This window comes from Rhodoplanes tepidamans (assembly GCF_030813915.1).
Lineage (GTDB): Bacteria > Pseudomonadota > Alphaproteobacteria > Rhizobiales > Xanthobacteraceae > Rhodoplanes > Rhodoplanes tepidamans.
The window spans coordinates 57,232-80,042 of sequence record NZ_JAUSUJ010000029.1; the positions used below are offsets into that span (position 1 = coordinate 57,232).

Sequence of the window (22,811 nt, forward strand, 5' to 3'; positions counted from 1 at the left end):
CGCGTTGCGGAAGAGAGCGCGGCGCCGCCGGTCGTCCGGCGGCGCCCGGCGTCGTCAGGCCGCGATGGCGGCGGGCTTGTCGCTGACCAGGCCGGCCGACTTCATCGCCTCGGCGATCTCGACGTCGGCGCCCGGCTGCAGCGGCAGCAGCGGAGTGCGCACCGTCGCGTGCTCCAGGATGCCGCGGGTGACGAGGGCGTGCTTGAGCGCCACGGTGCCCTCCATGTGCGAGCCGCGGTGATAGACGGCCTTGGTCACCGGCAGGAGACGGTCGTGCAGGGCGCGCGCCTTGACGTAGTCCTGCGCCTTGCCGGCCTCGATGAGGGCGATCAGCAACTCGGGGGCGATGTTGCCGTAGCCGACCAGGGCGCCGTCGACGTCGAACATCGTGTGCAGCAGATACTCGTCGTGGCAGGTGAGGACCTGCAGGTCCGGATTGGCCTTGCGGATGACCGGGATCTCGGTGTCCCAGCGGCGCATGTTGCGCACGCCGTTCTTCATCGCGAACACGCCCGGCTGCGCGGCGATCTCCATCAGGGTGTCGAGATTGTAGGTCGCCTTGGTCACGTCCGGATACTGGAACAGGATCAGCGGCAGGCCGGACTCCTCGTAGACGGCCTTGTAGCGGTCCTGCGGGGCGCCCTTCTGATAGCCGAAGCGCAGCCAGCCGTGCGACGGATAGAGGAGGCCGGCCTTGGCGCCCGCCTTCACGGCGCGCTTGGCCTCCATGCCGGCGACCTTGGTGCCCTCCAGCGTGATGCCGGCGATGACCGGGACGCGGCCGTCGGTCGACGCGACGAAGCTCTCGATCACCGAGGCCTGCTCGTCGGCGGTGAGGAACGTGCCCTCGCCGGCGTGGCCGAGGACGACGAGACCCTTCACGCCCGCGAAGCTGCCGAGCCAGGAGCCGAGGCGCTTGATGGCGGCATGATCGATGGCGCCGTCGCGGGTGAACGGCGTCACGGGGGCGGGGACGAGACCCCTGAGATCGAGCTTGTTCTTGGTCGACATGTGTTTCTCCTTTTTGAAGGGGCAGGCGAGGGTGGCGAAACCGGGGGTGAGGTGTCGCCGGCCGCCGGGCCGGCGACGCAGCGCGACGACCGGCGTCAGGCGTTGACGAGCGACGAGGTGCTGCCGACCGCCTCCTGGGCGCGGGCGATGTGGCGGGCGGTGGCGAGCATCGGCTCGAGGGCGCGCGCCTTGAGGTCCTCGTCCGAGGACTGGGACCACGGGGCGACGACGCTGATCGCGCCTGTCGCCCAGCCGTCGGCGCCGATCACCGGAACGGCGAGCAGGCGCAGGTCGGGTGTGATGACGGACTTCTCCAGCACGTAGCCGTCGCGCCGGAGCGCATCGAGCCGCGGATCGAGGGTGGCGCGGTCGGGCGTCTTGAGGGTCGGGCTCGGATGGCGCGGCGGCGTCGCCAGCACGCGCTCCAGCCGGTTCTCCGGCAGGAAGGCCAGGATGGCGCGGCCGATCGATGTGACGGCGGCGGGAATCGTGGTGCCGATGCGGATGTCGACGCCGAGCCGGGTGAATCCGGCGCGCACCCGCTCGATGTAGAGCACGTCGCCGCCCTCCAGCACGGCGAAGCTCGCCGCCTCGCTGACCTCGTCGACCAGCGTCTGCAGCAGCGGCCGCACGATGTCGCGCAGGTCCTTGTGGGCGATGGCGTTGAAGCCGAGGTCGAGCACCTTGAGCGACAGGCGGAAGCGCCGGCTCTCCGGGATGCGGGTGACGTAGCCGACCGAGACCAGGGTGTTGAGCATCCGGAACGTGGTGCCGGCGTCGAGGCCGGCCGCGGCGGCGATCTCGCTCAGCGTCATCTCGTCGGCTTCCGCCGTGAACGCCTCGAGCACCCGCAATCCCTTGGCGAGCGACTGGACCGAGCTCTTCCCCTCCTTCGGGTCGAGCCGCCGCAGTCCGATCGGCGAGGGAGTCGTCCTCGCGGTGCCGTTCGGAATGGCCATGGCCGGTTTCCTCTTGACTATTTCGGATTGCGAAATTATTTTCGCGTTGTTGGTCGAAAGTAGAATCCGCAGGCGCATTGTGTCAACGGAGGACCAACACTTTTGCGCCCGTATCCGGAATCGTACGGAAGGCGATAAGTATTTCGGAATCCGAAACTTTTTGGGGCGTCAGACCACCTGCGGCCGCCGCAGCAGGGGCAGCAGCGCCAGCACCACGACGTTCGAGGCGAGCATCAGGGCGAAGGCGGCGTCGTAGCCGCCGAGCCGGTCGAACGTGACGGCGCCGATCCAGGCGCCGAGCCCGCCGGCGATGTGGTGCACCATGGTGATCAGCCCGGTGAGCGCGCCGAGATGGCGGCTGCCGAAATGCGTGGCGACGAACACCACGGTCAGCGGCGCCGTCACCAGGAAGGTCGCCCCGAACACCAGCCCGAACACCGCGACCGAGACGGTCGACTGGTCCACCAGGATCAGCCCGAACACCGCCAGCCGCGCCACGAAGGACGCCGCCGCCGGCCACAGCGGCCCGGCGCGGTCGCTCCAGGCGCCGGCCGCCATCACGCCGAGCAGGGCGGTGAGGCCCATCACGGCGAGCAGGTTGCCGGCCAGATACGCGTCGAGGCCGCGGTCCTGGGCGAGCGCGACCACGTGGGTCGAGACGAAGAAGTCGTCGAGCCCGCAGATGGCGTAGACGGCGAGCAGAGCCCAGAACGGCCGCGTGCGCGCCGCCTCGCGGATGGTCAGCCCGGACGCGGCGCGCCGCGTGTGCGCCTCGCCGCGATCGCCGCCGCCCCGGATTGCGCCGAGCAGCAGCGGCAGCAGCACCAGGTGCGCGGCGCCGAGCCAGACGAACACCGAGCGCCAGCCGATCGCCACCAGCACGGCGGCGAGCACGCCGATCATCACCAGCTGGCCGAGGCTCATGCCGGCCGTCACGGCGGCGTTGGCGAGGCCGGTCCGCTCGGGGAAGGCGCGCGTCACCATCACGCTGACCGGGATCAGCGAGGCGGCGCCGTTGCCGGCCGCGAACACCACGCCGTAGAGGACGAGCGCATGCCAGGGCGCCGCGACGAGGCTCATGGCGCCGATGCCGAGCCCGGCGAGCAGCAGCCCGCCGGCCAGCACCAGACGCGGATTGGCGCGGTCGGAGAGGCGGCCGGCCAGGAACATGCAGCCGGCGGACACCACCTGGAACAGGGCGACGGCGAGCCCGAGTTCGCTGCGCCCCCAGCCGAGATCGTCGACCACGGACTTGAGCGTCAGCCCGATGGCGAAGCGCGCGCCGCCACCGACGAACAGCACCGCGAAGCCGGCGACCAACACCATGAGTGCGCCGGCGGGGAGGGGGGACTTCGGGGGCATGGATCACCGGCGGAACGGGAGGCAGGGTTGCGAGTCGCCGCATGGTAGCGGGCTTCGGCCTGGTGGCCACAGGAGCCCGCGGTGCGAGTCGGCCCTTGGCTTCCGGGCCGCGACGGCTTACCTCGTCCGGCGCCGTCGGCCGACGGCGGCCGAGCGGCAGGACCCCCGATGAGCAGCAACGACATCGTGTTCGACAAGAGCTTCGACCTGCCGCCGGGGCAGGTGGAGGAGGTGGCGCCGGGCGTGCGCCGCGTCCTCTGCGACAATCCGAGCCCGTTCACGTGGAAGGGCACGGTCAGCTACATCCTGGGCCGCGGGAAGGTGGCGATCGTCGATCCGGGACCGGACGACCCGCGCCACGTCGCGGCGCTGCTCGACGCCGTGCGGGGCGAGACCGTCACCCATATCCTGGTCACCCACACGCATCGCGACCACTCGCCCGCCGCCGCCGCCGTGAAGGCCGCGACCGGCGCGCCGACCTTCGCCGAAGGTCCGCACCGCGTGTCGCGGCCGCTGAACATCGGCGAAGGCCCGCGGCTCGACGCCAGCAACGACACCGAATTCCGCCCCGACCAGGTGCTGCGCGACGGCGACACGGTCGAGGCCGGCGGCTTCGTGGTGGAGACCGTGACGACGCCCGGCCACACGGCGAATCACGTCGCCTTCGCGCTGCGCGGCACCGGGATCCTCCTGTCCGGCGACCACGTGATGGCGTGGGCGACCTCGGTGGTGGCGCCGCCCGACGGCGCGATGAGCGACTACATGGAGTCGCTGCGGAAGCTCGCACGGCGCGACGAGACGCTCTATCTGCCCGGCCACGGCGGCGCGGTGCGCGACGCGCAGGATTTCGTCGTGCAGTACATCCGCCATCGCGAAGGCCGCGAGGCGTCGATCCTCGGCCGGCTGCGCAAGGGCGCCGCCGACATCCCGACGCTGGTGCGGGCCATCTATATCGGGCTCGATCCGCGGCTCGCCGGGGCGGCGGGCCTGTCGGTGCTGGCGCACCTCGAGGATCTGGTGGGGCGCGGCGTGGTCGCGACCGAGGGCGTGCCGTCGGTCGAGGGGAGCTATCGCCTCGCCGACTGACCGCCCTTCTGGGGTGCGGCGGGCTTCGGCGGCGGGCGCTCCGGCTTCACCACGCTGGTGAGGTCGTCGATGTCCTCGAGCAGGCTGCGGATGCGCGCCGCGTTGACGCCGAAGTCGAGGCGGCCGTAGCGCGAGGCCGAGCGCATGTCGATGCGGGTGCCGGCGCCGACCGGCCGGATGCGGATCGCCACGTCGTCGCGGAACGCCATGATCGGCGTGACGGCGACCGCCTCGATGTAGCCGTCGCGCCGTCCGGCCTGGGGCTGGCGGGCGTTGATGACGCGCCACTTGCGCTTGGTCACCAGCGCCATGGTGGCTTCGTAGGCGGCCTCCGGGGTGACGGCGACCATCAGCGGCTCGATGTCCGGGTAGGCGCCGCGCTGCTGCTCGGCCGCGTAGAGGCCGGCATAGAGCACCGGATTGGCCTGCCGCGAGCGCAGCCGCGCCACCACCTCGAAGCGCGGCGGGTCGATCGCGTCGGTGGTGATGTCAGCGATCATCGGCAGCTTCGTCGCCTTCCAGCCGAGATAGGACGGGTAGGCGATCAGCGCCGCCCCGATGGCGAGGCCCGTGACGGCGTGGCCGAAGCCGCGCGCGCCGCTCTGCCAGATCACCCCGAAGGCGACGAAGGCGGCGAGGATGCCGAGCACCGCGAGGGCGAGACCGGCACCGAGGGTGGCCAGCACCGGGAGCGTATCGAGGAGGTCGGCCCGCGCGATGACGATCGCGAGCAGCACAACCGCGAGGGAGAACAGGGCGAGCCGCCGCGACCAGGCAGCGAAGCGGGAGAGCGGTTCCTCGGCCAGCCGGCGGCGCGCCATCGTTCAGCCTTTCCGGGCGCGCAAAAACCGGCCCGCCGCGCGCATCGATAGAGCGAAGCGTCGCGGCTGGCAACGGTGCGCCGGGCCGCACGTGCCCCCGCGCGCACCGGCTCCGGCCCTGCTACAGTGCCGCGTCGGAACTCGCCTTTGCCTGTCTCGTGAAAGTTTCAGCCATGACCGTATTCGGAAACCAAGCCGTCCGCGACATCGAAACCGTTCTTCACCCCTACACGAATCTCGCCACCCACCGCGACACCGGTCCGTTGATGCTGGAGCGTGGCCAGGGCGTCTTCGTCTACGACACGAGCGGCAAGGACTACATCGAAGGGATGTCCGGCCTGTGGTGCCTGTCGCTGGGCCACGGCAACGAGGAGTTGATCGAGGCCGCGGCCGCGCAGCTGCGCAAGCTGTCCTTCGCGCATCTGTTCAACGGCAAGAGCCACGATCCGGCGATCGAGCTCGCCGAGACCCTGAAGGCGCTCGCCCCGGTGCCGACCTCGAAGGTGTTCTTCTGCAACTCCGGCTCGGAGGCCAACGACACCCAGGTCAAGCTGGTGCGCTACATGAACAACGCGCTCGGCCGGCCTTCGAGGAAGAAGATCGTCGCCCGCGACAAGGCCTATCACGGCGTCACCGTGGCCTCCGCCTCGCTCACCGGGCTCGCCGCGAATCACGCCGATTTCGACCTGCCGATTCCCGGCATCCTGCGCACCGGCTGCCCCCACTACTACCGTGGCGCGCTGCCCGGCGAGAGCGAGGACGAGTTCGCGACCAGGCTCGCGGCCGAGCTGGAGGCGCTCATCGAGGCCGAGGGGCCCGAGACGGTCGCGGCCTTCATCGCCGAGCCGGTGATGGGGGCGGGCGGCGTCGTGGTCCCGCCCGCCAGCTATTTTCCGAAGATCCAGGCGGTCTGCGAGAAGTACGACCTCTACGTCATCTCCGACGAGGTGATCTGCGGCTTCGGCCGGACGGGGCGGATGTTCGGCTGCGAGACGCTCGGCTTCCGGCCCGATTCGCTCTCGGTCGCCAAGGCACTGTCGTCGGCCTACATCCCGATCGCCGCCGTGACCATCCCCGATGACATGTACGAGGCGATGCTGACCGAGAGCCGCAAGATCGGCACGTTCGGGCACGGCCTCACCTATTCGGGGCACCCGGTGGCATCGGCGGTCGCGCTGAAGACCCTCGAGATCTACGCGCGCGAGAAGATCGTCGAGAAGGTCGCGGCCAAGACGCCGCAGTTCATGGGCCATCTGCGCCGGCTCGCCGACCATCCGCTGGTCGGCGACGCCCGCGGGCTCGGCCTCGTCGGCGGCATCGAGCTGGTGGCCGACAAGGCGACGAAGCGCGGCTTCGAGGCGAAGCAGGGCGTCGGCACCCGCTGCGTGCGCTTCGCCGAGGAGGAGGGGCTGATCGTCCGGGCGCTCGCCAACGACACGATCTCGATCTGCCCGCCCCTGATCATCACGCCCGAGGAGATCGACGAGCTGTTCCGCCGTCTCGACCGGGCGCTGGCGCGCACGCAGGAGTGGCTGCGGACGGTGTGAGGGCCGGGCGCCTTCTCTGAAACTCGGGCCGGCTCATCCCGGCCCGAGGTCCGCCCGTCCCCGCGAAGGCGGGGACCCAGGGGCGACGTGACGTGCTGCGGCCCCTGGAGTCCCGCTTCCGCGGGAATGAGCGGAGGGTGGGGCGCGTTCGACGCGAGAGACTCGACGATCCGGAGGCCACGCCTCGCGGGCATAAAAAAAGTCCCGCGTCTCGGAGACGCGGGACTTCGAGATCGCGCCGTCAGCCCCCCAGCCCGGCGCGCACTGAACGATCGCTCAGTTGTTCCCCACCGCGGCGACGCGGGCGCCGCTCATCGGCGACTGGCCGCCCGAGCCGGGCGCCAGCACGACGACCGGCGTGCCGACCTTGGCGCGGGTGTAGAGGTCGATGATGTCCTCGTTGGTCAGCCGGATGCAGCCGGAGGAGATCGCCGAGCCGATGTATTCGGGCTGGTTGGTGCCGTGGATGCGGTACAGCGTGTCCTTGCCGTTCGCATACAGGTACAGCGCCCGGGCGCCGAGCGGATTGGCCGGCCCGCCTTCGACATGGGCCGGCAGGCCTTCGATCCGCTTGTGGATGTCCGGGGTCGGGGTCCAGCCCGGCCACTCGGCCATGTTGCCGACCTTGGCGATGCCGGAGAAGGCGAGCGCCTCCTCGCCGACCGTCACGCCGTAGCGGATCGCCTTGCGGTTGGGCAGGACGAAATAGAGGAAGCGCGCATCGGAATCGACCAGGATCGTGCCCGGCGCCTCGTTCCGATGATAGTCGACGATGTGACGCTGATACGGCGCCGGGATCGAGGCCTTGGAGTAGGGCGCTTTCGCGAGCAACTCGCGATCGCGCGGCTTGAGGCTGGCTTCCGGCGCCGGCTCGGGCGTTGCCGCCGTCACGCAGGCGCCGAGAGACAGTCCAGCCAGGATAACAACGATCGCTTTCGGAATCATCGCGGGCCCCATCCCGTTCCTGCATGTGCTCGGTCGACTCATGGTGTAACCAAATCTGTCGGGGCCTTCCAGGTCGCGGGGCGTTGCCGTGGCACGAACGCCCGAGCCTGTTGCGATATTGCCGCACATCCGTCGAAAACGGCGAAAATACGGCACCTCGTCAGGGCTTTGACGGAGACTTGGCATGTTTTCGGGAGCTGCCAGCAATCCCGGAATATCAATGCGCCGGGCGTTACGGCTCCTTTAACATGACCGGGCTTAACAACGGGCTTACTGCTCGCCTCGCGGCGGGTGCGGCGGCCCGTCGAACGGCACCGAATGGCCGCGCTCTCGGACGGTTTTTCACCCAATTCCGCCGAGGTGGGCCCGCATCACGAGGGCGCCCCGGCCGAGGCCGCCGGGTGAGCAGCCCCGAGGAGTTCGACATGACGAAGACTGCCCAAGATCAGGCTGCCGGCGCCATCGCCGACGCGATCCACGACCAGCATTTCGCCCGCATCGGGATCGGCGCCGTCGCCGCCGCGGTGAACTGCCAGCATCTGCCGGAGCCCGCCAAGCTCGTCCATACCACCGAGGACGACGAGTGCTGGGGCGGGGCCCACGACTTCGCCGCGTAACCGACTTCGCCGCGTAACCGAGTTCTTCCCGTAACCGACGTCACAGCACGACCCGCCGGGCGGCGAACCGCCGCCCGGCGCAAGGCCGCGGTCCTGCGGGACCGCGCGCCCGGGCCGAGGCCGGCCGGCCGCCTCCAGGCGCCGCCCGCGCCGGCCTGACCCGATCCGGACCAGCCCCGTCTCTGCCGATCGCGTGCGAAGGGCTTGCCGAAGGCCGCGACTCGCGCTCGATTAGGGCTGTCCCGCTTCGGCGGACCCCCTTACCGCCGAGGCCCGATGCTCGCCGTCAAGCTCTTCACCGGCACGACGCTCGAGGGGCGCGTGATCGCGCCCGACGAGGAGATTCCGGAGACCGCCGTCTGGATCGATCTCGTGTCCCCGGTGTCGCCCGAGGACAAGATGGTCGAGCGCGCCGTCGGCGCCGCGGTGCCGACCCGCGAGGAGATGCAGGAGATCGAGCCGACCAGCCGGCTCTATGTCGAGAACGGCGCCCGCTACATGACGGCCACCCTGATGTGCCGGTCGGATTCCGACAGTCCGACCACCACGGCCGTCACCTTCATCCTGGCCGGCCATCGGCTGATCACGGTGCGCTACGACGAGCCGAAGCCGTTCAGTCTCGTCGCCAACAAGCTCGCCCGGCAGTGCCCCGCCGCGATCTCGGGCGAGATCGTACTGATGGAACTGCTCGACGCCATCATCGATCGCTCCGCCGACATCCTCGAGCGGATCGGCACGGAGGTGGACGGGGTGTCGCGCACCATCTTCCTGCCTGACCGGCCGGGCGGCGAGCGTATCCGCAGCCAGGACATTCTGCGCTCCATCGGCCGCACCGGCGACCTCACCTCCAAGGCGCGCGAGTGCCTCGTCTCGATCGGCCGCCTGGTGCTCTATCTGGCCAACGAGGCGGACGGCCTGCGCTGGGCCAAGGAGCAGCGGGCGACGCTGAAGGGCATGCAGCGCGACGTGCAGTCGCTCTCCGACCACGCCACCTACCTGGCCAACAAGATCACGTTCCTGCTCGACGCCATGGTCGGGGTCGTGACGATCGAGCAGAACAACATCATCAAGATCTTCTCGGTCGTCGCCGTGGTGCTGATGCCGCCGACCCTGATCGCCTCGATCTACGGCATGAACTTCAGGCACATGCCCGAGCTCGAATTCGCCTTCGGGTATCCTCTGGCGCTGGTCCTGATGGTCGTCGCGGCCGTCGTCCCGTACGTCTTCTTCAAGCTGAAGAAGTGGCTGTGACGGCGACCGGGTGGCGCAGTGATGCAGAAATGAGCATCGCGCCGTATCATAATGCTCGCGGATTGCGGGAATGTACCTAGGCGATGCGCGGTCCCCCGCATGGCGACCGAAACTCTAAGCTGCTATAGCCAACCGGGTGTTTAAAAGGAGCGATCGAGGGACATGTTGGCGACGACGAAGATTCCCCCCCATGTGAAAAGCGCGCGCCTCAAGACCTGGGTTGCCGAGATGATCGCGCTCTGCAAGCCGGCGGACGTGCACTGGTGCGACGGCTCCCAGGAGGAATACGACGACCTCTGCGAGCTGCTGGTGAAGGCCGGCACCTTCAAGCGGCTGAATCCGGCGAAGCGCCCCGGCTCCTACCTGGCGCTCTCCGATCCGAGCGACGTCGCCCGCGTCGAGGACCGCACCTACATCTGCAGCCTCAAGAAGGAGGACGCCGGGCCGACCAACAACTGGGTCGATCCGCGCGAGATGAAGGCGACGCTGACCAAGCTCTACGACGGCTGCATGGCCGGTCGCACCCTCTACGTCATTCCGTTCTCGATGGGGCCGATCGGCTCCGACATCTCCTATATCGGCTACGAGATCACGGACTCGGCCTACGTCGTCACCAACATGAAGCTGATGACGCGCATGGGCCGCGCCGTCGACGAGGCGCTCGGCGACTCGGACGTGTTCGTGCCGTGCCTGCACTCGGTCGGCGCGCCGCTCGCACCCGGGCAGCAGGATGTCGCCTGGCCGTGCAATCCGACCGTCAAGTACATCGTGCACTTCCCTGAGGAGCGGCTGATCTGGTCCTACGGCTCCGGCTACGGCGGCAACGCGCTGCTGGGCAAGAAGTGTCTCGCGCTGCGCATCGCCTCGGTGCTGGGCCGCGACGAGGGCTGGATGGCCGAGCACATGCTCATCCTCGGCGTCACCGACCCGAAGGGCCGCAAGACCTACGTGGCCGCCGCGTTCCCGAGCGCCTGCGGCAAGACCAACTTCGCCATGCTGATCCCGCCCAAGGAGATCGAGGGCTGGAAGGTCTCGACCATCGGCGACGACATCGCCTGGCTGAAGCCCGGCGCCGACGGCAAGCTCTACGCGATCAATCCGGAGGCCGGCTATTTCGGCGTCGCGCCGGGGACGAACTACAAGACCAACCCCAACGCGATGCGCACCATCGAGACGAACACCATCTTCACCAACGTCGCGCTGACCGACGACGGTGACGTGTGGTGGGAGGGCATGGACGGCGATCCGCCGGCGCACGCCATCGACTGGCAGGGCAAGGACTGGACGCCGGACTGCGGCCGCAAGGCGGCGCATCCGAACAGCCGCTTCACCGTGCACGCCTCGCAGAACCCGGCCATCGATCCGGAGTACGAGAATCCCAAGGGCGTGCCGATCAGCGCCCTGATCTTCGGCGGCCGCCGCTCGACCGTGACGCCGCTGATCTACCAGCCGCTGTCGTGGGCGTTCGGCGTCTATGCCGCCGCCACCATGGGCTCGGAGATGACGGCCGCCGCCTTCGGCAACATCGGCGAGGTCCGCCGCGATCCGATGGCGATGATCCCGTTCTGCGGCTACCACATGGGGACCTACTTCAACCACTGGCTCGACATGGGCCGCAAGTTCCCGATCCCGCCGCGCATCTTCTGCGTGAACTGGTTCCGCAAGGACAAGGACGGCAAGTTCCTGTGGCCGGGCTACGGCGAGAACATGCGGGTCCTCAAGTGGATCGTCGAACGTGCGAACGGCAACGCCCGGGCCGTGGAAGGCCCGCTCGGCTACGCCCCGACCTACGAGGATCTCGACTGGCGCGGCCTCGACTTCACCCGCGACCAGTTCGAGGAGGTGATGGCGGTCGACCGGGCCGAGTGGATGAAGGAGATCCTCAGCCACGACGAGCTGTTCATCAAGCTCTACGACCGGCTGCCGAAGGAGCTCCTCTCGGTCCACGACCTGCTGCTCTCCGGCCTCTACCGCTCGCCGAACCGCTGGCAGCCGCCGGACTACGGCACCATCAACAGCTAGGCTTTCTCACGCGCGTGAGAGACGCGACGGCCGGGCGAAAGCCCGGCCGTTTGCGCATTCTGGTCCGGGAAGCCGCAGCGGTCGCATCCGGTGCCGCGCGATCGGCGCGCGTCGCGATGCTGCACCGCGCACCAATGCCCCGATTGGTCGCCGCACACCCTCTTTAACCGGACGCTCCGCTCGGGCTAGGATCGCGGTCCATCCCGCGAGAGTCTTTCCCATGCCTGTCGAGATCCCCCATTTCGTCGCCGGTGCGCGCGTGCCCGGCCGCAGCGGCCGCAGCGCCCCGGTGTTCGATCCGGCGACCGGCGAGGTCACCGGCACCGTGCCGCTCGCCTCGCGCGACGAGGTGGATGCCGCCGTCGCCGCGGCGCGCCGCGCCTTCCCGGCCTGGGCGGCGACCCCGCCGCTGCGCCGCGCCCGCATCCTCAACCGCTTCCTGCGGCTGCTGGAGGAGCGCACCGATCAACTCGCCGCCGTCATCACGGCCGAGCACGGCAAGGTGCTGTCGGACGCCAAGGGCGAGGTGCAGCGTGGCCTCGAGGTGGTCGAGTTCGCCACCGCGGCGCCGCAGCTCCTCAAGGGCGAGGTGACCGAGAACGTCGGCACCAATGTCGACAGCCATTCGGTGCGCCAGCCGCTCGGCGTCGTCGCCGGCATCACGCCGTTCAACTTCCCGGCCATGGTGCCGTTGTGGATGCTCCCGGTGGCGCTCGCCTGCGGCAACTGCTTCGTGCTGAAGCCGTCGGAGCGCGACCCCTCCGCCTCGCTGCTGCTCGCCGACTGGCTGAAGGAGGCGGGCCTGCCGGACGGCGTGTTCTCGGTGGTGCACGGCGACAAGGAGGCGGTCGACGCGCTCCTGCTCAGCCCCGACATCGCGGCCGTGTCGTTCGTCGGCTCGACGCCGATCGCCCGCTACATCTACGAGACGGCCACCCGCACCGGAAAACGCGCGCAGGCGCTGGGCGGCGCCAAGAACCACATGGTGGTGATGCCCGACGCCGATCTCGACCTGGCCGTCGACGCGCTGATGGGCGCCGCCTACGGCTCGGCCGGCGAGCGCTGCATGGCCGTGTCGGTCGCCGTGCCGGTCGGCGAGAAGACGGCCGACGCGCTGGTCGCCCGGCTGGCGCCGCGCGTGCGGGCGCTGAAGATCGGCCCCGGCACCGATCCCGAGGCCGAGATGGGCCCGCTGGTGACCAAGCAGCATCTCGACAAGGTGCGCGGCTATGTCGACGCCGGCGTCGCCGAGGGGGCCGAGCTGGTGGTGGACGGACGCGGCCTGAAGCTGCAGGGGCACGAGAACGGCTTCTTCATCGGCGGCTCGCTGTTCGACCGCGTCACCACCGGCATGCGCATCTACAGGGAGGAGATCTTCGGGCCCGTCCTGTCGGTCGTGCGCGCCGGCGACTTCGAGAGCGCGGTCGCGATGATCGACGACCACGAGTTCGGCAACGGCACCGCGATCTTCACCCGCGACGGCGACGCGGCGCGCGAGTTCGCCACCCGAATCCAGGTCGGCATGGTCGGCATCAACGTGCCGATCCCGGTGCCGATGGCGTTCCACTCCTTCGGCGGCTGGAAGGCGTCGCTGTTCGGCGACCACCACATGCACGGGCCGGAAGGCGTGCGCTTCTACACGCGCCTCAAGACCATCACGACGCGGTGGCCGACCGGCATACGCGCCGGCGCCGAGTTCACGATGCCGACGATGAAGTAGAGGGCCGACGCCACTTGCGCGTCATGCCCGGCCTCGTGCCGGGCATGACGCGCTCGGGTGACGTCGCATGATGCTCACACGTGCTGGCCGCCGTTGATGTGGATCTCGGCGCCGTTCACGTAGGACGAGGTCTCGGTGCACAGCACGTAGATGATCTTCGCCACCTCGTCGGTGGTGCCGAGCCGCTGCATCGGGATCTGGGCGACGATCTTGTCGGTGCCGGGCGAGAGGATCGCGGTGTCGATCTCGCCCGGCGCGATGGCGTTGACCCGGATGCCGACACGGCCGAAGTCCGCCGCCATCTCGCGGGTCAGGGACGCCAGGGCGGCCTTCGACGTGGCGTAGGCGGAGCCCGCGAACGGGTGCACGCGCGAGCCGGCGATCGAGGTGACGTTGACGACCGAGCCCTTGGTCGCCTTCAGCTCGTCGATCAGGCCGCGGGCCAGCATGATCGGCGCGAAGAAGTTGATCTGGAAGACCTGCTGCCAGGTCTCCAGCGGCGTCTCGATCGAGCCCAGCCGGGTGCCGTCATCCTGCTTGGGCGAGATGCCGGCGTTGTTGACGAGCGCGTGCAGCTCGCCGTCGAGGCGCTGCTTCACCTCGGCGATCGCCTCGCGGGTCGAGGCCGGGTCGGCGAGATCGACCTGGATGTGGTCCTCCGGGCCGCTCGCCCACGGGCAGTTCTCCGGGAAGGCGTGACGCGAGCAGGTGATGACGCGCCAGCCCGCGGCCGAGAAGCGCTTCACGGTGGCATGGCCGATCCCCCGGCTCGCGCCGGTGAGCAGCAGGGTGCGGCGCGGCTGGTTGCTGATCGACGTGGTCATGAGCGGCCCCTCGGTCGTCGGGTCAATCGGAAGGTGGTCGAAAGATCAGGGGTACAGCCGGAACTTGGTCCACGGCGCGATTGTGCGCTCGCGCTTGAAGACGACCCGGTCGTGCAGCCGGAACGGCCTGTCCTGCCAGAACTCGATCGAAAGCGGCGCAAGGCGGTAGCCCACCCAGGTCGGCGGACGCGGCACGGTGCCGATCGCGTACTTGGCCGTGTAATAGGCTACCGATTTCTCGAACGCCAGCCGGCTTTCGAGCGGGCTCGACTGCTTGCTGGCCCAGGCGCCGATCTTCGACTGGCGCGGCCGGCTGTCGAAATAGGCGTCGGCCTCCTCGTCGGGGACCTGCGACACCGGCCCGCGCAACCGCACCTGGCGCTGCAGCGACTTCCAGTGGAACACGGCCGCGGCCGACGGGTTGGCGGCGATCTCCTGGCCCTTCTGGCTGGTCTGGTGGGTGTAGAAGACGAAGCCGCGCTCGTCGAAGCCCTTCAGCAGCACCATCCGGACGTTCGGCATGCCGCCGGCATCGGCGGTCGCGATCGCCATGGCGTTCGGATCGGCCGGCTCGCTCCCGCGCGCCTCCTCGTACCAGGCGGCGAACAACGCGAGCGGCTCGTCGGCCTCGGTGAAATCACCAGTCGTTAACCGGCTCGTGTGTTCAATCGAACGTGTATCGGACATGTTTCGGAGCACCTCTTGGCAGACTCGCAGCCGGCCCTCGCACGCGGGCCCGGGGGTTATAGGCCCCTCGGTCGCCGACGCCTATGGCGCCGTCACGGCGCCGGAGCGGCCGGCCTGTGCGTGGTGCTGGCAGGACTCCTGACGGGCGGCTGCAGCCTCTCCTATCAGCTGGGGTCGCTGATCGGAAAAGACGAGGAGGCGGCCGATTCCGCGACGACCGGTGCGCTCGGCGCCCGGCGCGGCCCCGCGGCGGCGCTCCCGCGCAACGCCGTCAGGCCGGAGCCGTCCGAGGCCACCGTGCCGGGCGAAGCCGACCTGGCGGTCGCCCGCACCGCCATCGCCGAGGCGCTCGGCCGGAGCGGCACCACGGTCAGCTCCTCCTGGGAGAACCCGACGACCGGCGCGCGCGGCACCGTCACGCCGATCACGGCCGCCTACAAGGAGGCGGGGCGCACCTGCCGCGACTTCCTGGCGAGCCATGTGCGCGACGGCACCGAGACCTGGCTCGAGGGCGGCGCCTGCCGGACCGCGCCCGGCCGCTGGGAGGTCAAGCGCCTGAAGCCCTGGAAGCGGGCCTGAGCGGGCCCGGCCCGGCGTTATCCATCCGGCGATGTTTGCGGGCGAAGGGCGCCGCGCTGCGCCCCCCGCGTTGCGAAAGCCGGCGATTCCCCCCACATTCGGCACGAACGGGCGCGAACCGCCCGACCTGCGTTTTCGGAGTTTTCAGAGCATGCGCAACCCCTATGAGGTCCTCGGGGTGCCGCGGACCGCGGACGCGGCCGCGATCAAGAGCGCGTTCCGCAAGCTCGCCAAGAAGCTGCACCCCGACGCCAACAAGGACGATCCGAAGAGCGCCAAGCGCTTCGCCGAGGCGAACCAAGCCTACGAGATCCTCGGCGACGAGAAGAAGCGCAAGGCGTTCGACCGCGGCGAGATCGACGCCGAGGGCAAGCCGCGCTTCCACGGCTTCGAGGGCTTCGGGGCCCAGCCGGGCGCCGGCGCGGCCGGCCCGGGCGGCGCCCATTTCGAGGGCTTCTCGTTCGGCCCGGAAGGCTTCCGGCGGACCGCCGGCGGCGGCGCCCGCGGCTTCGGTGGCTTCGAGGACATCCTCAAGGACGTGTTCGGCGGCGCCCCCGGGGCCGCCGGCCAGGGCCGGCGCACCGGCTTCGGCGGCGGCATGCCGTTCGAGACCGAGGACCTGCACGAGGGGCGGGCCGGCCGCGACGTCGAGGCCGCCGTCACCATCACGCTGGCCGAGGCGGCCAAGGGCGGGACCCGGCGGGTGCACCTGCCGACCGGCAAGGAGGTCGAGGTCAAGATCCCGGCCGGCCTCGCCGACGGCCAGCAGATCCGCCTCAAGGGTCAGGGCCTGCCTGGCCCGGGGGCGGTCGGCGACGCGCTCGTGACCATCACGATCGCTCCGCACCCGCTGTTCGAGCGCGACGGCGCCAACCTGCGGCTCGACCTGCCGGTGACGCTCTACGAGGCGGTGCTGGGCGGCAAGGTGCGGGTGCCGACGCTCGACGGCGCCGTCGAGCTCGCGATCCCGCCCGGCACGTCGAGCGGCCGCACCTTCCGGCTGAAGGGCAAGGGCCTGCCCACCAAGGGCGGCTCCGGCGACCTGCTGGCGAGCGTGCGCATCGTGCTGCCCAAGGAGCACGACATCGAGCTCGACGAGCTGATGCGGCACTGGCGCGACGCCAAGCCCTACGATCCGCGCCGCGACATGGAGTGAGCCGGCCGGCGTCGCGACGCCGGTCCGGCGTCACGCGGGCGGGGCGCTCGCCGCGATCTGGTCGTGCAGGCCGAGCGCGAGCGGCCGGGCGCCGCCGAGCGGCGTCAGCAGCACGGTGACGACGCCGACCTTGTCGGCGAGCGGCGGCATCAGGACGAGCAGCGATCCCTCGGGCCCGCCCTTGAAGACGTCGTCGACCAGGGTCGCCCCGACGGCCTGGACCCGGTCCGCCCCGAGCATCGTCACCCGTCCGTCCTTGACCGCCTTGGTGCCGGTCTTGCCCTGCTGCAGGGCGACGCCGCGCAGCAGCGCGCGCGGGGCGATCCGGCCGACCGGCACGCCGACGGCCTGGATGCGGCTCTCGGCCCGCATCGGGATGCGCAGCCGGATGTCGCCCGAGGCCGTCCTGGCGCAGGCGACCTCGATCGTCGCGGCCTGCCGCTGGTCGACCACCGTCACCGTCACCCGGCCGCAGTCGACGTCGCCGAACACGTCCCCGGGGAGCAGGCCGGACCCGAGCAGCGCATAGGCGAAGCCGTGCGCCGGCGACAGCGACGCCAGGCTGCCGGCCGGCCACATGGTCGGAGCGAACAGCAGGCAGGCATCGGGCAGCGCCTTGGTCAGGGCGGCGTGGCGCGCCGCCAGCGGATCGGCCAGCGCCAGCGTGGTGCGCGAGCCGAGATTGATGTCGTGGGACAGGCTGCCGAGCACCACCACCTCGTCGTCGGTCGGCAGCAGCATCAGCCGGCACAGGGTGGCCGCCGTCCAGGCCACCGCCGTGTCGACGTCGGCCAGCGGGTCGGGACGGCCCTCCGCGACATCGGCGGCGAGCGCCGTGGCGAAGTCGAGGGCGGCGGCGCGGATCTCGGTCGTCAGCGCCACCTGGGCCGGGTCGCGGTGCTCGCTCTCCCGCACCGGAAGGCCATCGCGATAGGAGCGCACGCTGGCGGTGGGTGCGGCGCAGAGCTGCTCCAGCACCGCGACGTTGCCCATCAGGGCGCTCTTCACCTCGGGCGTCACCACGAGATCCGAGATGGTGCTCTCGGCATTGTCGGGGGCGAGGCGCTCGAGCGCCGAGTCGCGGCCGATCAGGTAGAGCCCGTGCAGCCGCGGGCCGCCGTCCGGGAAGGCGAGGTCGAGGGCGCGGCGCAGGCCGCGCTGGACCGTGCCGCTGTAGCCGAGGTCGACCAGCACCAGGTCGGTCACCGCGTCGAAGTCCGGAATCTCGCGGCGCAGATGGGCGAGCAGGCCGTCGCGCATGCCGCCGGCCAGATCCGCGATCACCTTGCGGCCGAACAGCTCGGGCAGGGCGGCGGCGAGGGTGCGGCCGTCGGTGACGCCGCCGGCCCGGGCGAAGAAGCGATGCAGGGCCGGCGCGTCGATGGCGAGCATGTCGACCGCGGTCGGGTGATCGATCTCCTCGATCGGGCCGAGCAGCAGGTCGAAGCCGCCGGGGCCGTCGGCGCAGGAGAGGCTCGCGGTGCGGCGGTTGACCTCGACATAGGCGGCCGGCCGGTCGGGGTGCAGCCGCGTCCACAGTGCGTGCGACAGGGCGCCGTCGCGGGCCAGGAAGGCGACCGCGACGCGGCCGCCGGCCGCCTCGAGGCGCTCCACCCGGTCGAGGACGAAGCGGTCGAAACCGGCCATCACCGGGCCGAGCACCGTGGTGCCGATCACGCCGGCCGGCGAGGTCGCCGGGGTGGTGCGGGCGATGCGGCGGCGCATGGTGCGCAGGCCGCCGTCGAGGCGCCGGCCGGTGGCCGAGCGGGCGACCGCCATGTCGAACACCGTGTCCTCGCGCTGCAGGACGCCGGCCAGCCAGGCGGTCGCCTGGGCGTAGGGGCGGGCGCCGATGCCGAGCCGGCGCGGGGCGAGGACGTCGGCCGCCGGATTGTCGCCCATGTGGGTCACGGCGCCGGGGGCGAGCCCCTCGGTGGCCAGCACCCGCTCGAACAGGCGGCCGGTCTTGCCGGTGCCGTGGTCGCAGGAGGCGTAGAGGAAGTCCCAGGCGAGGCCGGGCCGGCAGTGGCGCAGCAGCCGGGCGAGCCGCTCGCCGTCCCAGTAGGTGTCGGAGACGAAGCCGGTGCGCAGCCCCTCGGCGCGCGCCGCGTCGTACAGGAAGGCGACGTCGGGGTCGGCGAAGCAGAGATCGAGCTCGGCCTGGAACTCGGCCTCGGCGAGGTCGGCCGGCGACAGCGCGGACAGGCCGAACAGCCGGCGCGGGAACTCGGCCCAGATCTCCTCGATCGTCACCTCGCCGTCGCGGCCGTCGGTCTTGCTGCGCTTGCGCGCCGTGGTCTCGGCGAAGCGGCGGTGCTGGACGAAGCTCTCGACCAGGCCGGGCCGCGCCACGTCGGCGCCGACGTGGCGGGCGGTGAGCTCGAACACCCCGTCCGGCGCCGTGCAGCGGCGCATCAGAACGGTGTCGAAGACGTCGAAGGAGAACGCGGCGCCGGTCCGCGGCGCCGCGGCCGGCCCGCCGGTTCCGCCTGCCGCCGTGGCGGCGCCCGCCGTCCCGTCCTGCCGCTTCGGCGCACGCTGTGCCGCCAGGGCGGCCGCTCCCCTCTCGTCGACCCGCATGTCCCGTCCCGCTGGTGTCGTGTGTCTCTTTGTAAACGGCGGGGCGGGACGAACCGGGCGGCGTTTGGCAGGCCGCGCGGGGTGGCGGGGGCAGGCGGAGGGGGCGGAACAGGCGAGATCGTTCGCGGGCTTTCGGAAAATCCGGCCAGTTGCCGGTGGTTGGCCTCCGCCCCCGCCTTGCCGCCCTCCGGCCCCTGTGCCATAGGTGCGGCCGCGCCGGGCACCGGTTGCACAGAGGATCACCATGCCGGATACTGCAGGGCTCTTGCGCGGCAAGCGCGGGCTGATTTTTGGTGTCGCCAACAATCGTTCGATCGCGTGGGGAATCGCCAAGGCCGCGCGGGCCCAGGGGGCCGAACTCGGATTCACCTATCAGGGCGAGGTCCTGAAGAAGCGGGTCGAGCCGCTCGCCGCCGAGCTGGGCGCCCGCCTGATCGGCCACTGCGACGTCACCGAGCCGGCGACCATCGACGCGGTCTTCGCCGCCGCCGCCGAGGCGTTCGGGACCATCGACTTCGTCGTCCATGCGGTCGCGTTCTCGGACAAGGACGAGCTCGACGGACGCTACGTCGACACCTCGGCCGACAACTTCTCCAAGACCATGCTGATCAGCTGCTACTCGTTCACCGCGCTCGCCCAGCGCGCCGAGAAGCTGATGCCGAACGGCGGGTCCCTGCTCACCCTGACCTACTACGGCGCCGAGAAGTGGATGCCGCACTACAACGTCATGGGGGTGGCGAAGGCGGCGCTCGAGGCCTCGGTGCGCTACATGGCGGCCGACCTCGGCGAGAAGAACATCCGGGTGAACGCCGTCTCGGCCGGCCCGATCAAGACGCTGGCCGCCGCCGGCATCGGCGACTTCCGCTACATCCTGCGCTGGAACGAGTACAACTCGCCGCTCAAGCGCACCGTGACGATCGACGAGGTCGGCGACACCGCCGTCTACCTGCTGTCCGACCTCGCCCGCGGGGTGACGGGCGAGATCCACCACGTCGACGCCGGCTACCACGTGGTCGGCATGAAGCGGCCGGACGCCCCGGACATCTCGGTCGTCAAGGACTGACCGGACCGACCCTCCGGCCGGGGCGGCCCGCGCCGCCTGCCGGCCGGCGCGGGCGATTTGACCCCCGGGGGGCGGCGCGCTACCAGACCGGCAGCGCAGGACCCCCGGACCCCATGTCGTTCAACACCTTCGGCCACCTCTTTCGGGTCACCACCTTCGGCGAGAGCCACGGGGTCGCGCTCGGCTGCGTCGTCGACGGCTGCCCGCCGAAGATTCCGCTCGAGGTCGAGGAGATCCAGGCGTTCCTGGATCGCCGCCGCCCCGGCCAGTCGCGCTTCACCACCCAGCGGCGCGAGCCCGACACGGTGAAGATCCTCTCCGGCGTTTTCGCCGACCCGGAGACCGGCCGCCAGGTCACCACCGGCACGCCGGTCGCGCTCGTCATCGAGAACACCGACCAGCGCAGCAAGGACTACGGGGCGATCAAGGACGCCTACCGGCCGGGCCACGCCGACTACACCTACGACGCGAAGTACGGGCTGCGCGACTACCGCGGCGGTGGCCGCTCGTCGGCGCGGGAGACGGCGGCGCGGGTCGCCGCCGGGGCAATCGCCCGCAAGGTGGTGCCGGGACTTTCGGTGCGCGCCGCGCTCGTCCAGGTCGGCCGCCACCGCATCGACCGCAACAACTGGGACTGGGACGAGGTCGACCGGAACCCGTTCTTCTGTCCGGATGCCGCGGCCGCGGCCGTCTTCGCCGACTATCTCGACGACGTCCGCAAGTCCGGCTCCTCGGTGGGGGCCGTGGTGGAGGTGGTCGCCGACGGCGTGCCGCCTGGGCTCGGCGCCCCGGTCTACGGCAAGCTGGACGCCGATCTGGCGAGCGCCCTGATGGGCATCAACGCCGTCAAGGGCGTCGAGATCGGGGCGGGCTTCGCCGCGGCCGAGCTGACCGGCGAGGACAATGCCGACGAGATGCGGATCGGCAACGACGGTGCGCCGCGCTTCCTGTCCAACCATGCCGGCGGCGTGCTCGGCGGCATCTCCACGGGCCAGCCGCTGGTCTGCCGCTTCGCCGTCAAGCCGACCTCCTCGATCCTCACCCCGCGGGCGACCGTGACCCGCTTCGGCGAGGAGACCGAGATCCTCACCAAGGGCCGCCACGACCCCTGCGTCGGGATCAGGGCCGTCCCGGTCGCCGAGGCGATGGTGGCGTGCGTGGTCGCCGATCATTATCTGCGCCAGCGCGGGCAGGTCGGCGAGACGCCGGCCTGGCCGTTCGCGCGCGGTCCCGCGGCCCCCGAAGAGATCCCCGCCGCTCACACGAAAGTCCGCGAATGACGAACGAGAACAACAAGCGCGTCGAGGCGGCCGTCGCCGCCTTCGCGCGCGGCGAGCTGGTCATCGTCACCGACGACAACGACCGCGAGGACGAGGGCGACCTGTTCGTCGCCGCCTCGATGTGCACGCCCGAGAAGATGGCCTTCATCATCCGCCACACCTCGGGCATCGTCTGCGCGCCGCTCTCCGCCGAGGAGGCGCGGCGCCTGCGGCTCGACCCGATGGTCGCCGCCAACGACGCGCCGCTCGGCACCGCCTTCACGGTGTCGGTCGACGTGAAGCACGGCTTCGTCACCGGCATCTCGGCCGAGGAGCGCACCAACACGGTGCGGGCGCTCGCCAATCACAACTCCGCGGCGGCCGACTTCGTGCGGCCCGGCCACGTGTTTCCGCTGGTGGCGCGCGAGGGTGGCGTGCTGATGCGCTCCGGCCACACCGAGGCCTGCGTCGACCTGTGCCGGCTCGCCGGCCTGCCGCCGGTCGGCGTGCTGGCCGAGCTGATGAACGACGACGGCACGGTGATGCGCGGCCCCGAGGTCGCGGCCTTCGCGCAGAAGCACGAGCTCGTCTCCATCTCGGTCGCCGACCTGATCGCCTACCGCCAAGTGCGCGACAAGCTGGTCGAGCGCATCTCCAGTTTCACGGTGCAGACCGAGATCGGGCCGCTGAAGGGCTATGCCTATGTGACGCCGTTCGAGGCCGTGCACCACATGGCGATCGTCGTCGGCGACATCGAGGACGGCCGCGACGTGCTCACCCGCCTGCATCGCCACAACCTGCTGCGCGACACCTTCGGGGGCGCGCCGACCGTCCACGCGACGCTGCGGCGCTTCAAGCAGGAGGGGCGGGGCGTGCTCGTCTTCCTGCGCGACGGCACCGTCGGGGTGCCGGCGGCCGACCTGCCGAAGAACGGGGACGGGCCCTCCGAGTCCGAGGCGGCCCGCACCATGCAATGGCGCGAGATCGGCGTCGGCGCGCAGATCCTCAAGGATCTCGGCGTCACCTCGATCCGCCTGCTCACCTCGGCCGAGCACAAGTATGTCGGCCTCGCCGGCTTCGGCATCGAGATCGTCGGCACCGAGCCGATCGCGGGCTGATCGCGGGCCGGCCCGCGTCGGGCCCGCGCTTGTCGCGGGCCGCGCCGGTGCACACATGATTTCCGAGACGCAGGCGTGGGGGGGGGCGGGCCCCCGCCCCCACAAGGCCCCCCCCCCCCCCCCCGGGTGCGCCAAGAGGCCACGAATGGTGTGGGAATCTCGCAGATAGAGGTGTGTGCCCGCAGGGAGGGCGGCTTAGAGGCC

General features: G+C 70.8%; 19 protein-coding genes. 11 read left to right on the forward strand and 8 right to left on the reverse strand.

Going from position 1 to position 22,811, the window contains the following annotated elements:
* Nucleotides 1-54 precede the first annotated feature (54 nt).
* The 3 genes from J2S22_RS26290 to J2S22_RS26300 all read right to left on the reverse strand — a co-directional run bounded on the left by J2S22_RS26290 (nucleotide 55) and on the right by J2S22_RS26300 (nucleotide 3,296).
* The gene (locus J2S22_RS26290) at nucleotides 55-1,011 is read right to left on the reverse strand and encodes a dihydrodipicolinate synthase family protein (RefSeq protein WP_272780527.1); all 957 of its coding nucleotides are present in this window, start codon (nucleotides 1,009-1,011) and stop codon (nucleotides 55-57) included.
* Nucleotides 1,012-1,106: 95 nt separating this feature from the next.
* Nucleotides 1,107-1,970 (reverse strand): IclR family transcriptional regulator, encoded by an 864-nt coding sequence (locus J2S22_RS26295; RefSeq protein WP_272780526.1) that lies wholly within the window; start codon nucleotides 1,968-1,970, stop codon nucleotides 1,107-1,109.
* Nucleotides 1,971-2,138: 168 nt separating this feature from the next.
* Nucleotides 2,139-3,296, reverse strand: coding sequence for an MFS transporter (locus tag J2S22_RS26300; RefSeq protein WP_272780525.1), 1,158 nt, complete (start codon nucleotides 3,294-3,296; stop codon nucleotides 2,139-2,141).
* 204 nt (nucleotides 3,297-3,500) lie between these two features.
* Between J2S22_RS26300 and J2S22_RS26305 the strand changes: the two genes are divergently transcribed.
* The gene (locus J2S22_RS26305) at nucleotides 3,501-4,418 is read left to right on the forward strand and encodes an MBL fold metallo-hydrolase (protein ID WP_272780524.1); all 918 of its coding nucleotides are present in this window, start codon (nucleotides 3,501-3,503) and stop codon (nucleotides 4,416-4,418) included.
* Here the strand turns inward: J2S22_RS26305 and J2S22_RS26310 are convergent.
* A complete protein-coding gene (locus J2S22_RS26310) occupies nucleotides 4,400-5,239 on the reverse strand; it encodes a DUF1499 domain-containing protein (protein WP_272780523.1) in 840 nt (279 codons plus the stop codon). The genes J2S22_RS26305 and J2S22_RS26310 overlap by 19 nt on opposite strands.
* A 173-nt stretch (nucleotides 5,240-5,412) precedes the next feature.
* On the opposite strand from J2S22_RS26310, the gene J2S22_RS26315 reads away from it, so the two are divergent.
* Nucleotides 5,413-6,786, forward strand: a complete 1,374-nt coding sequence (locus J2S22_RS26315) for an aminotransferase (RefSeq protein WP_272780522.1) — start codon at nucleotides 5,413-5,415, stop codon at nucleotides 6,784-6,786.
* Nucleotides 6,787-7,062: 276 nt separating this feature from the next.
* On the opposite strand, the gene J2S22_RS26320 is transcribed toward J2S22_RS26315, so the two are convergent.
* On the reverse strand, nucleotides 7,063-7,731 hold the full coding sequence (locus J2S22_RS26320) for a L,D-transpeptidase (protein WP_272780521.1): 669 nt from the start codon (nucleotides 7,729-7,731) through the stop codon (nucleotides 7,063-7,065).
* A 425-nt stretch (nucleotides 7,732-8,156) separates the two neighbouring features.
* Here J2S22_RS26320 and J2S22_RS26325 point away from each other — a divergent pair, with 425 nt between their 5' ends.
* From J2S22_RS26325 to J2S22_RS26340, 4 genes are all read left to right on the forward strand, one after another.
* Nucleotides 8,157-8,348 (forward strand): hypothetical protein, encoded by a 192-nt coding sequence (locus J2S22_RS26325; protein ID WP_272780520.1) that lies wholly within the window; start codon nucleotides 8,157-8,159, stop codon nucleotides 8,346-8,348.
* Between the two features lie 276 nt (nucleotides 8,349-8,624).
* Nucleotides 8,625-9,599 carry a magnesium transporter CorA family protein gene (locus tag J2S22_RS26330; protein WP_272780519.1) on the forward strand — a complete coding sequence of 325 codons (975 nt, stop codon included), beginning with the start codon at nucleotides 8,625-8,627 and terminating at the stop codon, nucleotides 9,597-9,599.
* Nucleotides 9,600-9,761: 162 nt separating this feature from the next.
* Nucleotides 9,762-11,621, forward strand: a complete 1,860-nt coding sequence (locus J2S22_RS26335; RefSeq protein WP_272780518.1) for a phosphoenolpyruvate carboxykinase (GTP) — start codon at nucleotides 9,762-9,764, stop codon at nucleotides 11,619-11,621.
* Between the two features lie 220 nt (nucleotides 11,622-11,841).
* Complete coding sequence (locus J2S22_RS26340) at nucleotides 11,842-13,341, forward strand: CoA-acylating methylmalonate-semialdehyde dehydrogenase (RefSeq protein ID WP_272780517.1); 1,500 nt, start codon at nucleotides 11,842-11,844, stop codon at nucleotides 13,339-13,341.
* Nucleotides 13,342-13,415: 74 nt separating this feature from the next.
* Here J2S22_RS26340 and J2S22_RS26345 read toward each other — a convergent pair whose 3' ends face one another.
* Nucleotides 13,416-14,165: an SDR family NAD(P)-dependent oxidoreductase gene (locus J2S22_RS26345; RefSeq protein ID WP_272780824.1), complete on the reverse strand. Its 750-nt coding sequence runs from the start codon at nucleotides 14,163-14,165 to the stop codon at nucleotides 13,416-13,418.
* A 45-nt stretch (nucleotides 14,166-14,210) separates the two neighbouring features.
* Nucleotides 14,211-14,852, reverse strand: coding sequence for a pyridoxamine 5'-phosphate oxidase (gene pdxH / locus J2S22_RS26350; RefSeq protein ID WP_272780823.1), 642 nt, complete (start codon nucleotides 14,850-14,852; stop codon nucleotides 14,211-14,213).
* Nucleotides 14,853-14,975: 123 nt separating this feature from the next.
* Here pdxH and J2S22_RS26355 point away from each other — a divergent pair, with 123 nt between their 5' ends.
* Nucleotides 14,976-15,431 carry an RT0821/Lpp0805 family surface protein gene (locus J2S22_RS26355; protein ID WP_272840379.1) on the forward strand — a complete coding sequence of 152 codons (456 nt, stop codon included), beginning with the start codon at nucleotides 14,976-14,978 and terminating at the stop codon, nucleotides 15,429-15,431.
* A gap of 151 nt (nucleotides 15,432-15,582) precedes the next feature.
* The gene (locus tag J2S22_RS26360; protein WP_272780821.1) at nucleotides 15,583-16,587 is read left to right on the forward strand and encodes a J domain-containing protein; all 1,005 of its coding nucleotides are present in this window, start codon (nucleotides 15,583-15,585) and stop codon (nucleotides 16,585-16,587) included.
* A 30-nt stretch (nucleotides 16,588-16,617) separates the two neighbouring features.
* On the opposite strand, the gene J2S22_RS26365 is transcribed toward J2S22_RS26360, so the two are convergent.
* Nucleotides 16,618-19,167 (reverse strand): HAD family hydrolase, encoded by a 2,550-nt coding sequence (locus J2S22_RS26365; RefSeq protein ID WP_272780820.1) that lies wholly within the window; start codon nucleotides 19,165-19,167, stop codon nucleotides 16,618-16,620.
* A 244-nt stretch (nucleotides 19,168-19,411) separates the two neighbouring features.
* Between J2S22_RS26365 and fabI the strand changes: the two genes are divergently transcribed.
* From fabI to ribB, 3 genes are all read left to right on the forward strand, one after another.
* On the forward strand, nucleotides 19,412-20,230 hold the full coding sequence (gene fabI, locus J2S22_RS26370) for an enoyl-ACP reductase FabI (RefSeq protein ID WP_272780819.1): 819 nt from the start codon (nucleotides 19,412-19,414) through the stop codon (nucleotides 20,228-20,230).
* Nucleotides 20,231-20,343: 113 nt separating this feature from the next.
* Nucleotides 20,344-21,510 (forward strand): chorismate synthase, encoded by a 1,167-nt coding sequence (aroC, locus tag J2S22_RS26375; RefSeq protein ID WP_272780818.1) that lies wholly within the window; start codon nucleotides 20,344-20,346, stop codon nucleotides 21,508-21,510.
* Nucleotides 21,507-22,607, forward strand: a complete 1,101-nt coding sequence (ribB, locus tag J2S22_RS26380) for a 3,4-dihydroxy-2-butanone-4-phosphate synthase (protein ID WP_272780817.1) — start codon at nucleotides 21,507-21,509, stop codon at nucleotides 22,605-22,607. The genes aroC and ribB overlap by 4 nt, the downstream gene beginning before the upstream one ends.
* The last annotated feature ends 204 nt before the right edge of the window (nucleotides 22,608-22,811 follow it).

Bases quoted from the DNA above. Each gene is read 5' to 3' on its own strand.
- J2S22_RS26365 (WP_272780820.1), bottom strand. From the start codon at position 19,167: ATGCGGGTCGACGAGAGGGGAGCGGCCGCCCTGGCGGCACAGCGTGCG.
- J2S22_RS26305 (WP_272780524.1), top strand. From the start codon at position 3,501: ATGAGCAGCAACGACATCGTGTTCGACAAGAGCTTCGACCTGCCGCCG.
- fabI (WP_272780819.1), top strand. From the start codon at position 19,412: ATGCCGGATACTGCAGGGCTCTTGCGCGGCAAGCGCGGGCTGATTTTT.
- ribB (WP_272780817.1), top strand. From the start codon at position 21,507: ATGACGAACGAGAACAACAAGCGCGTCGAGGCGGCCGTCGCCGCCTTC.
- J2S22_RS26325 (WP_272780520.1), top strand. From the start codon at position 8,157: ATGACGAAGACTGCCCAAGATCAGGCTGCCGGCGCCATCGCCGACGCG.
- J2S22_RS26315 (WP_272780522.1), top strand. From the start codon at position 5,413: ATGACCGTATTCGGAAACCAAGCCGTCCGCGACATCGAAACCGTTCTT.
- J2S22_RS26320 (WP_272780521.1), bottom strand. From the start codon at position 7,731: ATGATTCCGAAAGCGATCGTTGTTATCCTGGCTGGACTGTCTCTCGGC.
- J2S22_RS26340 (WP_272780517.1), top strand. From the start codon at position 11,842: ATGCCTGTCGAGATCCCCCATTTCGTCGCCGGTGCGCGCGTGCCCGGC.
- J2S22_RS26345 (WP_272780824.1), bottom strand. From the start codon at position 14,165: ATGACCACGTCGATCAGCAACCAGCCGCGCCGCACCCTGCTGCTCACC.
- J2S22_RS26300 (WP_272780525.1), bottom strand. From the start codon at position 3,296: ATGGTGTTGGTCGCCGGCTTCGCGGTGCTGTTCGTCGGTGGCGGCGCG.
- J2S22_RS26330 (WP_272780519.1), top strand. From the start codon at position 8,625: ATGCTCGCCGTCAAGCTCTTCACCGGCACGACGCTCGAGGGGCGCGTG.
- pdxH (WP_272780823.1), bottom strand. From the start codon at position 14,852: ATGTCCGATACACGTTCGATTGAACACACGAGCCGGTTAACGACTGGT.
- J2S22_RS26310 (WP_272780523.1), bottom strand. From the start codon at position 5,239: ATGGCGCGCCGCCGGCTGGCCGAGGAACCGCTCTCCCGCTTCGCTGCC.
- J2S22_RS26335 (WP_272780518.1), top strand. From the start codon at position 9,762: ATGTTGGCGACGACGAAGATTCCCCCCCATGTGAAAAGCGCGCGCCTC.
- J2S22_RS26360 (WP_272780821.1), top strand. From the start codon at position 15,583: ATGCGCAACCCCTATGAGGTCCTCGGGGTGCCGCGGACCGCGGACGCG.
- J2S22_RS26290 (WP_272780527.1), bottom strand. From the start codon at position 1,011: ATGTCGACCAAGAACAAGCTCGATCTCAGGGGTCTCGTCCCCGCCCCC.
- J2S22_RS26295 (WP_272780526.1), bottom strand. From the start codon at position 1,970: ATGGCCATTCCGAACGGCACCGCGAGGACGACTCCCTCGCCGATCGGA.
- aroC (WP_272780818.1), top strand. From the start codon at position 20,344: ATGTCGTTCAACACCTTCGGCCACCTCTTTCGGGTCACCACCTTCGGC.